Here is a 13,843-nt window from a genome sequence, read left to right on the forward strand (position 1 = left end):
ACACAAAAAAACCAACGTTTTATTGTACTCAAACCACAGCCAGTTGTTTGATATTTAACCACTTACATCGCATCACTTACTAAATATACTCACCTGCCTCCAGCCAGGGGTATAAACAATAGCTGTCGCATCCTTGTAACCCTACTATGGCGTACCAGGACGGGTGCCATAGTCATTAGTAAAAAATTCTATCCTTGTTAGCAATCTTTCGTAAAGTCAAACAGTAAAACTAATTCCATATCGCATCAGCTAAACATATCGGAAAAACCATTGCCAAGGTGATACTCTGGTTCCTTGCCATTGTAGTGGGCCTGCTATTGCTCATCATCATTGCTTTGCAAATCCCGAAAGTACAGAATTTCGCAGCTCAGAAAGGGGCCTCATACCTGGCCGGCATGCTGGATACCCGCGTAGAGATCGGGCGTTTTAAGACAGACTGGCGCAATGCCGTAGTGCTGGAGGATGTATACCTGGAAGACCAGCAGCAGGACACGCTCTGGTACAGCCAGCGCCTTGGGGTGGACATCAAACTATGGTCACTGCTGAGCGGTGAGCTGAACATCAGCAAAATAGACCTGCAGCAGGCTACCCTCAACCTGCACATCCGCCCCGACTCTACTTCCAATTTCGATTTCCTGGCGGAGGCATTCGCGACCGATACCACCGCAGCTCAGCCCGCCGACACGACGGGAGGAATGCAAATAGACCTGGGTCTGATTAACCTGGAGAATGTGTATGTCAATTTCAACGACGAGGCAGGCGGCAATCACATCAGGGCCAGAGTAGGCCAGCTCACCACCACCATGGAAGAGCTCAAGCTGGAAGAGGAGATCTACCGACTCGATAATATTGAGTTGCGAAACACAGGTATAAACTATGTGCAAACTAAGCTTCCGCCTGACGAACCCTCCGAGCCCATCACCTTTGACTTTGGTCTGAGCGGTGTGGAAGTCGAGAACTTTGCGCTGAACTATGCAAGCATACCGGCTGACCAACGCATTGAGCTCAAGCTGGGAAAATCAGAACTGGCAGTAGACGATATTGACCTGCCTAACGCCCGCATTGACCTGCGCAGTTTCGACCTGCACGACTCAAAGGTGCTCTATGTGCAGGAGAAGTTGAAGCCGACTGACTCTCTGGCGGTGAACCCGGCAGAAACGGTGCGGAAACTGGACGAGTCGGTAGAGAAAACACAGGGACAGCCCGTGAATTGGGTCGTGAACCTGGGGAAGCTGAGCGTAAGCGGCCTGGAGGCAGGTATGGACAATGCCGATGCGCCACGACAGGCACGTGGGATGGACTACAACCACCTACGCTTCTCCAACATCGAAATGGATGCAGAGGATATCAGGTATAGCCTCAACCAGATGGGCATGCAGCTTAACCAGCTCAAGCTCGAAGAACAGAGCGGCTTCCGGCTCAACAATTTCCAATCGGATATCACGCTCGACTCCACCCATGCCCGGCTGGCTAACCTCGACCTGCAGACCGGACACAGCCGCATCAGCAAAGACCTGGCCCTGCGCTATACCTCCTGGGACGATCTGACCGATAACCTGGACGCTGTTCGGCTGGACTTAGACATCGACAACTCACGCATCGGTATGCAGGATGCCCTGTACTTTGCACCTGACCTTGCAGATAACCCATCGTTCCGCAAAATTGCGAATTCTACGATACGCCTTGACGGTCGTGCGCAGGGGCGCCTGGACAACATCAACATACAGCAGCTGCAGGTAGCGGGTCTGCAGGGCACAGCCGTAAATGTGAGCGGCAATGTGCGCAATGCGATGGACCCGGACCGGCTGGCTATGGACATCGACATCAACCGCATGGCGACCACCCGCACCGACATCCTGGCCCTCGCTCCTCCCGGCACGATTCCGCCGGAAATCCGAATCCCGAACAACCTGAGTATGACGGGCAGGTATAGCGGCACCCTCACCAACTTTGATCTGAATGCAGCGATCAACAGCTCTTTTGGCAACCTGAACGCAGTGGTAGACATGGACCAGGGTCCGGCAGGAGCCGAGCCATTCCGGGCGACGGTCAGAACGTCAGGCTTTGACCTGCGGCAGCTCTTCACGGAAGACTATGGTGTGGGGCGTGTGGCTTTTGAGGCTACCGCGAGAGGAACCGGATTAACTCCCGAAACCATGCGTGCTGATGTGCAAGCCCGAATTAAAGAAGCGAACTACAACAACTACGCCTACAACAATGTGGATGTGGATGCCCGCATCGACCGCAACCTGTACCATGTCGCAGCCCGTGCCCGAGACGAAAACCTGAACTTCGACCTGAAAGGCGACTTTAACCTGCGCAATGCAGAGCGGGGTGAGTATGTCTTTGACCTGGACCTCAAAGGCGTAGACCTGAAAGCCCTCAATTTTTATGAAGAGGACCTGGGTATCAGGGGGCAGCTGCGCGGTCGCTTTGCCGGTAACGATGCCAGTGACATCAGTGGCACATTGGAAGGCGATAACGTGCGGGTGCGCCTGGAGGGTGTCTCCTACCCGATCGATTCGCTGCAACTGACGCTGCGGCAGAATATGCCGGGTACAGCCATTGCGCTAAACTCCAGTATAGCGGATGCCGATATGCGCTTCACCAATGACCTGGCTGAGCTGCCCACCGCACTCGCCAAGCACTTTTCGGCTTACTTCGATCTCCAGCCCGACCCGCCCTTCCCTGCTAACCTGAACCTGGGGGACTTTGAGGCGGAAGTACAGTTGCGCCGCCCGGATATCATCGCCTCTTTTGTGCCTGACCTGGAGCAATTGCAGGTCAATGGCCCGATCACGGCCTCCTACAATGGCGAAACGCAGGAATTCGCCATGGATGCCAACGTCGGACAGGTTGTCTATACCGACTATAACATACACGATATAGCCCTGCAGGTGCGGGGTAACCGGGAGCAGATGGGTTACAGCCTCGGCGTGCGCGAGATCCGGTCGCCTTCACTGCTGATCAACAATGTGAGCCTGGACGGAGCTGCCCGCGACAATGACATGACCCTGCGACTGGCTATGGCTGACCTCGACAGCGTGGAGCAGTTTGTAATTGGCGGTGTGCTCAACAGCCTTGGCCCGGGCTACCGCTTCGCCATTAACCCGGAGCAATTGGTGATCAACGGAGACCCCTGGTCTGTACCGCAGGACAATTACCTGCAGTTCGACACGGATCTGCTATACGCCCAAAACCTCCGGCTGGAGCGCAACGGCAATTACCTGCTTCTCAATAGTACTGGTCCCGTTGGTCCGAATGCTCCTTTACAGGTGGAGTTTGGCAATTTTGAGATCGGCTATATCATGGAGTCTTTCCAACAGCAGGACAGTGTGATGACAGGGGTACTGAACGGAACCGCTACCGTCACCGATCTGATGGCAGGCAACCCGGGCTTTACAGCCGATATGACGCTCTCCAACTTCGCCTATACCGGTATACCGGTAGGAGATATTGCGCTGAAAGCAAATACAGCCGGAGAAAACCGTTACAACCTGGACCTGGCACTGTCCGGCAATGGCAACCAGGTGCTGGTGACTGGTTTTTATGAAATGCAGCCAGATGCCAGCCTGCTCAACCTGGATGCCAATGTGGCCAATCTGAACCTGGCCTCGTTCGGGGGCTTCACGCAAGGTATGGTAGCCGACCTGGCCGGCAGTGCCTCGGGCAAAATGCGCATTACCGGCACATTGGAGCAACCAAACATTCGTGGGGCGCTCGACTTTAACCAGGCACAGTTCAACCTGACGATGCTCAACACGCCCTACACCCTCAAAAACGAGCGGCTGGAATTTACGGAACAGGGCATCAGCATGCGCGACTTTACCCTCACCGATTCGCTGGGCAACACCCTCGACATCAACGGCCGCATCCTGACGCAGAACTACACCGACTATACCTTCGACCTGCGTGCGCAGACAGATCGCTTCCTGGCCATGAACTCTACCGCCAATGACAACGACCTGTTCTACGGCAACGTGCAAATGGCCCTGAAGGCCAATATCACCGGCAGCATGATGGAGCCGAATATCGAAGTATTTGTAACAGTGCTGGACAACTCCACCTTCACCACCGTAATCCCTGCCGATGATGTGGCGGCAGCGGAGCGGGAAGGTGTGGTAGAATTCGTAAACCTCAACGACTCCCTCAACGCCATTATCGGAAAGGTGATCGAGGAAAGCACGACTGCCGGCTTCGTGGGTGCCAACGTCGACGCACAGATTACGGTGACCGATGCCTCGACCATCACGATTGTGATAGACCCGACCACAGGCGACAACCTGGTCGTGCGTGGCAGCGCCTCTCCCCTTTACATTGGCATTACACCAAGCGGGCAGATCAGCATGAGTGGTCGCTATGAAATCACCGAGGGCAGGTATAGCATGGACTTCTATGACCTGGTGTCCCGGCAACTTGACATTACCCAAGGCAGTTACATCAACTGGACCGGGGACCCGATGATGGCCGACATGCAGATCACGGCGATCTACCGGGTGCAGACTGCCCCCATGGAGCTTCTCGCAGCCCAGACAGGGAGTATGGAACAGGCAGATAGCCGCTTCCGTAACCAGTTGCCTTTTGAAGTGTATGTGAACCTGACAGGCGAGATGCTGAAGCCGGAGATAGGTTTTGACATTCAGCTGGAGGAAGAGGAACGTGGTGCCATGGACGGCAGCGTAGAAAGCATGCTCGGCACACTGCGCCAGGATGAGTCGGAGATGAATAAACAGGTGTTTGCGCTGTTGGTACTGGGACGGTTCCTGGCTCCCGATCCATTGGCCAGCTCCGGTGGCGGCCTGGCAGCAACTGCCCGTAACTCCCTGAGCCAGGTAATGTCGGATCAGCTGAACCAGCTCACCAACCGCTATGCCGGCGGACTGGGCCTGGAGCTGGGCGTGAGCTCCTACGAAGACTATTCTTCCGGCTCTGCCGAAGGGCGCACCGACCTGAACGTGGCCATGCGTCAGCAGTTCCTGGACGACCGCCTGACCGTACGCGTAGGTACAGACATAGGCCTGGAGGGACAGCGGGAGCCGCAGCAGCGTAACATGAGCGGCTTCGGCGGCGACGTGTCCGTAGAGTACTCCATCACCAAAGACGGCAGGCTGCGGGTACGCGGTTTCCAGCGCAACCAGTACGAAGGTTTTTTGGAAGGCGACGTGCGGGCAACCGGACTGGCCCTGATCTTCGTGCGCGACTACGACAACTTCTCTGACCTGTTCCGCAGCCTGGAGAGCCGTCAGGCCCGCAAAGAAGAACGCCGCATGGAGGAAGCCATCAAATTCAATGAGCGGGAGAAGCGCAAGGAAGAGCAGGAAGCCGAAGAAAAAGTAGAAGAAGTCATCAAAGAAGAATAAGAACAAACCCTATATGACAGCAGCTTTACGCTATACCCTGTTTGCTTTATGTCTGGCGCTGAGCTGGGTATTGCCCGGTTGCAGCAGCACGAAGACAGTACCGGAAGGAGACGCCCTATTTGCAGGTTTTAATGTTAAGATAAACGATGAGCAGGATAGCAGCAACCGCAGCGGCGAACTGGAGACTGAACTGAGTGCCACGGTTCGCCCACAGCCCAATGCTTCTATACTCGGCATGCGACCCAAACTGTGGATCTACAATGCCTTTTACACTGAAAAGGAAAAGGGGCTGAAAAACTGGATACAGACCAAGATCGGCGAACCGCCTGTGCTGCTTTCGGAAGTGGACACCACGAGTATAAACGAGGTGATGCAAGCCCGCCTGCACAACCGGGGCTACTTTTTCAACTCCGTACAGAGCGACACCACCATCAAAAAGAAAAAAGCTACCATTACCTGGACCGCCACCGTGCACGAGCCTTACCGCATCCGCAACATTTCATATACCGCCAGCGACTCGCTACCTATACATACCGAGATCAGGCGGATGCAGGAAAACTCCGTTCTCAAAAAAGGGGAGCCTTACGACCTGGATAAAATGATAGCGGAGCGTGCCCGCATTGACCAGGCCCTGAAGAACAGGGGCTACTACTTCTTTGCCCCCAACATGCTCATCTTCAGTGCCGACACCACGGTAGGCAACAAGGAAGTGGATGTGCTACTACGGCTCAAGCAGGATACCCCTTCCCAGTCGCTTCGTCCTTACCGGATCGATGATATTTTCATTAACTCCAACTTCACCATCAACGACAGCCTGTCGGTGAGCGACACCCTCCGTTTCGACGCCTACAATTACATCCCGAACGAAAACTATGTACGGGCAAAGCATGTGGTGCCGGGCCTGTTTCTGGAGAAGGACAGTGTATACAGCCGACGCAACCACCTGCTTACCGTCAGCAGACTCTCTGGCCTGAGTGCTTATAAATTTGTCAACCTGCGGTACGAGCTCGACACGCTGAAAGAAGACCGCCTGGATGCATTTGTTTTCATGACGCCAGCACTGAAAAAGTCGCTGCGGGCGGAGGCGCAAATGGTCAGCAAGTCCAATAACCTGGCCGGACCGGGCGTCACGGTCTCGTTCCGCAACCGGAATGCATTCAGGGGGTCTGAAACGCTCACGCTGGACCTGACAGGCCGCTTCGAAAACCAGGTTGGCGGCCGGCGGGTGGTCAGCAACTCCGAAGAAAACCCTGAGAATCCGGTCGGGCTGAACTCTTACGAACTGGGGGCACAGGCCTCCCTCACCTTCCCCCGGCTGGTGGCGCCCTTTAACCTGCCCAACCTGCGCTCCGCCTTTGTACCTAAGACGCGCATTACGCTGGGCTACAATTTCCTGAACCGGGTGCAGTTTTTCCAGATGAACTCCTTCAACGCCTCCTACGGGTATAACTGGCGTCCGAAGCAGACCATTACACATGACTTTACCCCGATCAACCTGCAGTATGTACGCCTGGGCCGGCAGACAGAAGAGTTCGAGACCCTCTTGGAACGCAACCCTTTTCTGCGCAGCAGCTTCGAGGAGCAGTTCATTATCGGCTCCATTTACCAGCATACCTTCAGCACACTTGCCTTGGAAAAGAAGACACACCAGTTCTTCAATGCCACTACACTGGATGTATCGGGCAACCTGGTAAGTGCGGTGCAGTCGCTGCTGGGCAATGAAAAACGGGACGATGCAGTGGACCCGCCGGTGCCTCCCCGCACTATTTTTAACCAGCCTTACTCGCAGTACACCCGCATCGACAACGACTTCCGTTACTATCTCAACTTTAGCGAGCAGAGTCAACTGGCCACCAGGCTGATCGCCGGGGTGGGTTACCCTTATGGCAACTCCCGCACCATGCCTTATGTGAAACAGTTTTCGATCGGCGGCCCGAACAGCATCAGGGCCTTCCGGGCGCGCAGCATCGGGCCGGGTACCTACAATGTACCGGACGACCAGGCCTTCTCCTTTTTTGATCAGGTGGGGGATATAAAACTGGAGGCAAACACCGAGTACCGCTTTCCGATCTTCGGCTTCTTCAGAGGGGCTGTGTTTGTGGACGCCGGTAACATCTGGCTGATCGACGAAACCTACGACCAGGATGGGAACCTGGACAAGCCCAAATTCCAGGCAGGCAATCTTATCCAGGAGCTGGCGGTTGGCACCGGCTTCGGCCTCCGAATTGACATCGAGTTCTTTGTGATCCGATTTGACCTGGGTATACCGGTGCGTGTGCCCTACCTGCCGCAGGGCGAACGTTTCGTCCTCGATGATTTCAAGTTCGGTTTCAACCCCGGTCCCGGCGAACACGGCGTTGTGCTGAACATTGCCATCGGGTATCCGTTCTAAGGCAGGTGTCAGGTATAAACGCTGTACCTGATACCTGCTATACCTGGCTCTTACAGAATTTCAAGCACCTTTTCCGGTGGGCGCCCGATAGCTGCTTTGTCACCTTTCACCACGATCGGGCGCTCAATCAGGATGGGATTCTCCGCCATGATCTGCAGCCACTCCTCGTCGGTATAGCTCTTACCGGCATACTGCTCCTTGTATACCTGTTCGCCTTTGCGCAGCACCTGTTCTGGCTTCAGGCCCAGCTTCTTAAGCACTGCTTTCAGTTCCTGTGCGGATGGTGTTTCCTTCAGGTATTCCACTACCTGGAGCTCCTCCCCTTTTTCGCGCAGCAGTTCCAGCGTCTGGCGGCTCTTGCTGCATCTGTTGTTATGATAGATCGTAACCATCTCTAAAACTTGATTTGTTCAAAGATACGTAAAAGCAAAACAAGGCTAAAGCAGCCCCCTTACCTTCATTTCGCCAAAAAGCTTTAACTTTGCAAAAAAAGAGAGCCCGTCAGGGGCATCCGTTATATTTCACTTTAGTAACCAACCTTTCTATTTCCTAATAAACCATTATGAAAAAGACAACATTCTTCGCAGCGCTGGTAGCTATGTTTGCCTTCGCTTCCTGTTCATCGGACAACAACCAGCAACAGGCTGATGCTACTGAAGAGCATGACCACGAGCACCATGATGGCATGGCGCACGGCGATAATATGCCTGCCGCAGGTACAGTAGTAGTAGAAACACCCACTTTTGATTCAGTAGCCGAGCCTATGACACGTAATTTGTCACAGATGCTGGACGAATACATAGTGCTGAAAGACGCCATGGTAGAGTCTGACCCGGAGGCGGCCAAAGAAGCTGCCAATGCTGTGCTTGCTTCTGCGAACGCCATGCCTGTAGCCACACTGCAGGTACCTGAACAGAAAGAATTTGCTGAAGAGCAGATTGAAAAAGTACGCAATTCCGCCGCTGCCATTGCCGGCACCAACGACCTGGGCGAGCAGCGCAACCAGCTGGAAGACCTGTCAGAAGCTGTGTTCTCACTGACCAAAGCCTTTGGCGCCACCGACCAGAAAGTATATTACCAGCATTGCCCGATGGTAAACAACAACCAGGGTGCCTACTGGGTGAGCACCAAGCCAGAAATACGCAACCCTTACTTCGGCAGCAGCATGCTTAAGTGCGGCAGCAACGAGGAAGTGTTCAATTAATGAGTGATTGAGTGAGTGATGTAGTTCAGGAAATCGCTCGCGTAAAACTTATTTTTCCTTCCTCCTCGAGGAAGTACTACCATACCACCTCCCAACTCAGAAGGGCTGATCAGTTATGATCAGCCCTTCTGCTTACAAAAGAAAAAATTCTCTTTCCTACCTATTCACTCATTCACTAAATCACATATAACAATCTATCCAATCGAGGAAGATGTGGATGACAAGTCCGAGCCCAATCAGCCGGGTTTTGGGTATAAGGGCCAGAACTACATAAACAGGTATAAGCCAGTATTGATGCAGTAAATGGAAGCCAACACTGCAGCGCCAGGGGTCGAGAATTGGTCTGACAAGCAGATGGTCAGCGTCAATGGCCAGACCTGCCAGCATGATCAGAGAAGCCCTAATGAACTGCTCTCTGTAAAACAAAGCTGCAAACGCCAGAGGTACAGCCAGGTGCAGGAACATGTGAATGGCAAAGGAAAGGGATATGGTCATACAGCACTGTACTACATGAGCACTGTCTAGGTTGCCTCCATCAGGACGCACAAAAAAGCCCCTTGCCAGCGTTTAGCAAAGGGCTTTTTCTATAGCTATGGGAATTAACTATTTCAGAGTATCTAAAAGCATCCTGGATTTCACACGCAGCGCAAACCACTCATAGGTATTTTTGAGACGCTCAAAATGCAAGCCCTCCACGATACCGTTCAGACTCGCTTCCTGCAAGGCTGTCGCCAGTACGTTGTTCTCGATCTGGAAATTATCGTAAACCAGTCCCTCCTTTATAAAAGAACACTCTACCTTCTTTTCACAGTCTTTCAATACAAGGGTGTTGCTGTGCCGTAGTGCCTTCTGGATTCTCTCAAGCTCTTTCATAGTAATGTATGTGCAAAGGATTATAAGTTAATAGCAATTTCATTACATGAACTCTTCTTAAAAAGTTCATGAATATTTCAGGATAATCATCCATTTTTTCAATTTAATTCAGAAATTTTACCTAAAACCCTTCCCTTTACCCAGTAAAATATTTCTCACACCCGGCGGTGGGGTGTATTTACCATTATTTCAGGTAATCAGTGGGTTTAGCTAGGAAGCGTAACGAAAGAGGCCTTCACACGGATCGTATGAGGCTGCCAGCCATTGTTGGGCTGTGAGCGGGTCTGTAAAGTGGCCTATCTGCACTTTGATATTTGACATACTCATTAAACTGTAGCTTACTTTCTCTACCACAACCTCCAGGAAGAGATCGTCAGGAAGCACAAGCGCCAGTTTGCGGAGTTTGGTGTGGGGTAAACTGTGACTTAGCAGTTCTATGGTCCAGTTCTGATCGCGCATAGTAGGGCTTGTCATACGGCTGAAGTCCACCAGCCAGGCCAGGGCATTAGATTTATACAACTGCTGACATATATTAACCAGCGCCTGCCGGTACTCGGCACTGTCTACGACCCGCAGCCAATGGCTCGAAATTAAGCTCTGCTCCGGATCATAATGCACTTGAAGGTAAGGCGGTGACTTCATATCTATGTAACAGTCTATTATTTACTGCTATATTCATATAACGTGAAAATACTTAGGCTGTTGTTACTATTGTGTAAAATTGACAATTCTGTTATTAAACCTACTCTATTTGAATGTAAACGGAACCCATCGCGCCTGTTATGCCTTTCAATAATAGCATCTAATATTCCATAAACCACTGGTTACTAAAATGATAAATATCATTTTAACTCTGCACATCAACTGGTAGCTTTGAGCTTTAAACATGAGAATATGCAGTAAATAATAGCATAATTACAATATATTGGCGTTGAAAATGGACAATTTGAGAAGAGCCCTGGTCGAAGTAACGGGTACAGAAGTACAGAAAGGAAGCGTGCGAAAATGCTTTTTTAAGGTCTATAGTTACCTCCTCTACCAGGATACTGCCAGTCTGTTGGAAACGCTGGACTACCGAAAATCACTAGGCCAGGAAGAACGTAAGCGGGAACGCTATTTTGTATTCCGCTATATGCTGCGTCTGATCAAGAGAAAGCACCCAAAGCAATATGATCGCCTTTGTCCGCTAGCGAACTAGAGTAAAGTACATTGATACACTAATTTGCCCGGTTAGCATCACCTGGTTACCCTAACGGATAGCCAGGTGTTTTTTTTTTTGCCATATCAAAAAAATGAGGTGCACCAGAGCAACCCCAGCCCTCCAACAAACATCTATTAACAAAATCAACAGGCGGACTAGCCCCTGCCCGCCTTCATCGAAATTTCCCGGATTTGATTTCGTTCGTCGGAATTTTCGAGCTGTTAACGGATAATTTCAGGTGATTCATATAATATATTAAACAGTACCTTGCATAACAAAGTACTATACACTAGCTTTACATCATCCTATTACCATACACGCTAACAAAATACTACTATGAAAAAGTCATTACAATTTTTCTTCCTGCTTATCCTTACAGCATTGGCACACAGCGCATTAGCTCAAAACGAAGGCTGGATAACAGGTACCGTGCTGGACGAGAAAGGCGAAGGCCTGGGATTCGTGAACGTCGCTGTACTCTCTTCTACTACTGATGCGGTCGTGACTGGTGCCATAGCAGAGATGGATGGCAGCTTCCGTATTAAAACACCTACAAAGGGAAGTTACAAGCTGAAATTGGGCGGTTTGGGCTATCTGCCCCTGATTACAGAGGTGTTTGAAGTAACAGGGCCTGACTTTAGCCGTGACTTCGGCAAACTGCAGGTAAAGCCTGATGTGAAAACACTTAAGGAAGTTACCATCCAGACCATGCGCCCTACCATTACCAACGACGCCGAGAAAATGGTGGTGAGTGTAGAGGGTACTGCTCTGGCGCAAGGCAGTACAGCCTACGAGGTACTCGAGAAATCTCCCGGCGTATGGGTGGACCAGGATGGCAACATCACCCTAAACGGCAAGCCAGGCGTGCAGGTCATGATTAATGGCAAGCAGTCCTACCTGTCAGGCAAGCAGTTGCAGAACCTGCTGCAGGGTATGTCGGCTGAGAACCTGAAGGATGTGGAGATCATCACCAACCCTTCATCCCGCTACGATGCGGAAGGTGCCTCCGGCATCATCAACATCAACCTGAAGAAAAACGAGTCTTTTGGCATGAACGGCAACGTATACGCCGGCTACCAGTACAACCGCCTGCACTCGTACAACACCGGCTTTGACCTGAGCCACAAAGCAGGTAAGTGGAACACCACCGCCGGCATGGACTTCGCCCGCCGTATGAACTACCGCGACATGCAGATGGAGCGCATCTTCAACGACCCGGCCGGCAGCAGCTTTTTTGACCAGGAAGGCTACGAAGAGCGTGAGCGCATTGCCCCTACTCTGCGCCTCGGCACCGACTACGACATCAACGACCGCCACAGCGTGGGCTTCATGAGCAACCTGTTTTACAACAGCAACGAGGGTATATTCAACACAGAGTCTGCGCTGCGTCGCCCTAACCCGGACAACAGCCGCTATATCTCTGCCACCAACGAGCATGCCAGCACCTACCGCAACGGTACTTTCAACCTGCACTACAACGGCAAGCTCGACACCCTGGGCACAACCCTGTCAGCCGACATCGACTATGCCCGCATCACCGACGAGACCGACTTTGTGTTCAAGAACACGCAGCTGACCCTGACCGGCAATGATCTGGTAAGCCAGGAACACCTGACCAGCTACAACCCAACCGGCTACGACATCCTGTCGGGCAAAGTAGACTTCACCAAAAAACTGGGCAAGGACGGTAAACTGGAGCTTGGTGTCAAAGCCAGCCATGTAGTGTCAGACAATGAGCTGCTGTTTTATGAAGTGACAGACGGCCGCCAGGTACTGGACCCACGCCGCACCAGCCACTTCATCTACACAGAAAATATTTTTGCAGGCTATGCCAACTACTCCGGCAAGCTGAGCGAAAACTGGAAGATCATGGCGGGTCTGCGTGCCGAGCAAACGGTGTCCGAAGGCAATTCGATCACATTGAACGATATCACCAAGCGCGACTACCTCGACCTGTTCCCGAGTCTGTTCCTGCAGCAGAAAGTGAGTGACGACTACCAGGTGAGCTACAAGTACAGCCGCCGCATCAACCGTCCGTACTACGGTCAGCTTAACCCCTTCATTTTCTACCTCGACCCTTATACCTGGTCGCAGGGCTACCCGAACCTGAAGCCACAGTACACCAACTCATTTGAAGTAACGCAGACACTGAAGCAGCGCTACAACCTGATGTTGGGTTACTCTGTGACAACAGACTTTATCGGTGAGATCCCAACCTACAACAGTGAAGACAACACCACCGTGTTTGGGCAGCGTAATATTGAGAATTATAAGAACGTGTATGGTACGCTGGTAGCGCCGGTGCAGCTATCCGGCAAGTGGGAGATGAACAACACCGCTACACTGGCCTACCAGCGCTATACCAAAGACGTGAATGCGCAGAATGTGGTAAACGACCAGGTGCTGTTCTTCCTGCAGTCGAACCAGAACATCCAGCTGCCAAAGAACCTGCGCATGGAGCTGAACGCCGGCTTCCAGGGGCCTGCCGTGTACGGTCTGTACGAGATTAGAAGCCAGTGGTGGCTGGACGCAGGCCTGAAGCGCACTTTCATGGACGATCGCCTGACGCTCTCTGTTAACGCCACTGACATCTTCAGAACCCGTGAGCTGCGCGTAAAAACCCTGCTCGAGGGCAACCTGAATGCCATTGACCAGTACCAGGGTGCCCAGAGCATCCGCGTGAACCTGCGCTACAACTTTGCCAAAGGCAAGGCTTTTGAAGCGAAGAAACGTAACATCAACCTCGACGAGATCAACCGCACCGGAAACTAGATAAATAGTATTAGTTAGCTTACTCAGCCCCTGCACAAATA

At 52.1% G+C, this 13,843-nt stretch carries 9 protein-coding genes; 5 read left to right on the forward strand and 4 right to left on the reverse strand.

The genetic code is table 11. The features are described from left to right. Positions 1–269: 269 nt before the first annotated feature. Together BW972_RS16800 and tamL are read left to right on the forward strand one after the other, a co-directional pair. Positions 270–5,360 carry a translocation/assembly module TamB domain-containing protein gene (locus BW972_RS16800; RefSeq protein ID WP_394333672.1) on the forward strand — a complete coding sequence of 1,697 codons (5,091 nt, stop codon included), beginning with the start codon at positions 270–272 and terminating at the stop codon, positions 5,358–5,360. Positions 5,361–5,373: 13 nt separating this feature from the next. After that, a complete protein-coding gene (gene tamL / locus BW972_RS16805; RefSeq protein WP_076422993.1) occupies positions 5,374–7,752 on the forward strand; it encodes a translocation and assembly module lipoprotein TamL in 2,379 nt (792 codons plus the stop codon). 50 nt (positions 7,753–7,802) lie between these two features. On the opposite strand, the gene arsC is transcribed toward tamL, so the two are convergent. After that, positions 7,803–8,144, reverse strand: a complete 342-nt coding sequence (gene arsC, locus BW972_RS16810) for an arsenate reductase (glutaredoxin) (RefSeq protein ID WP_007660417.1) — start codon at positions 8,142–8,144, stop codon at positions 7,803–7,805. Positions 8,145–8,314: 170 nt separating this feature from the next. On the opposite strand from arsC, the gene BW972_RS16815 reads away from it, so the two are divergent. Beyond that, positions 8,315–8,956: a DUF3347 domain-containing protein gene (locus BW972_RS16815; RefSeq protein ID WP_076422994.1), complete on the forward strand. Its 642-nt coding sequence runs from the start codon at positions 8,315–8,317 to the stop codon at positions 8,954–8,956. 180 nt (positions 8,957–9,136) lie between these two features. Here the strand turns inward: BW972_RS16815 and BW972_RS16820 are convergent, their stop codons facing one another. From BW972_RS16820 to BW972_RS16830, 3 genes are all read right to left on the reverse strand, one after another. Continuing rightward, positions 9,137–9,451, reverse strand: coding sequence for a DUF6122 family protein (locus BW972_RS16820; protein WP_076422995.1), 315 nt, complete (start codon positions 9,449–9,451; stop codon positions 9,137–9,139). 108 nt (positions 9,452–9,559) lie between these two features. Next, complete coding sequence (locus BW972_RS16825; RefSeq protein ID WP_007660425.1) at positions 9,560–9,829, reverse strand: hypothetical protein; 270 nt, start codon at positions 9,827–9,829, stop codon at positions 9,560–9,562. Positions 9,830–10,039: 210 nt separating this feature from the next. Then, positions 10,040–10,471, reverse strand: a complete 432-nt coding sequence (locus BW972_RS16830; protein WP_007660427.1) for an STAS/SEC14 domain-containing protein — start codon at positions 10,469–10,471, stop codon at positions 10,040–10,042. Positions 10,472–10,766: 295 nt separating this feature from the next. On the opposite strand from BW972_RS16830, the gene BW972_RS16835 reads away from it, so the two are divergent. Next, complete coding sequence (locus BW972_RS16835) at positions 10,767–11,027, forward strand: hypothetical protein (protein ID WP_143732126.1); 261 nt, start codon at positions 10,767–10,769, stop codon at positions 11,025–11,027. A 339-nt stretch (positions 11,028–11,366) separates the two neighbouring features. Next, positions 11,367–13,802, forward strand: a complete 2,436-nt coding sequence (locus tag BW972_RS16840; RefSeq protein ID WP_076422996.1) for a TonB-dependent receptor — start codon at positions 11,367–11,369, stop codon at positions 13,800–13,802. The last annotated feature ends 41 nt before the right edge of the window (positions 13,803–13,843 follow it).

Source organism: Pontibacter lucknowensis, assembly GCF_900156415.1.
Classification (GTDB): domain Bacteria; phylum Bacteroidota; class Bacteroidia; order Cytophagales; family Hymenobacteraceae; genus Pontibacter; species Pontibacter lucknowensis.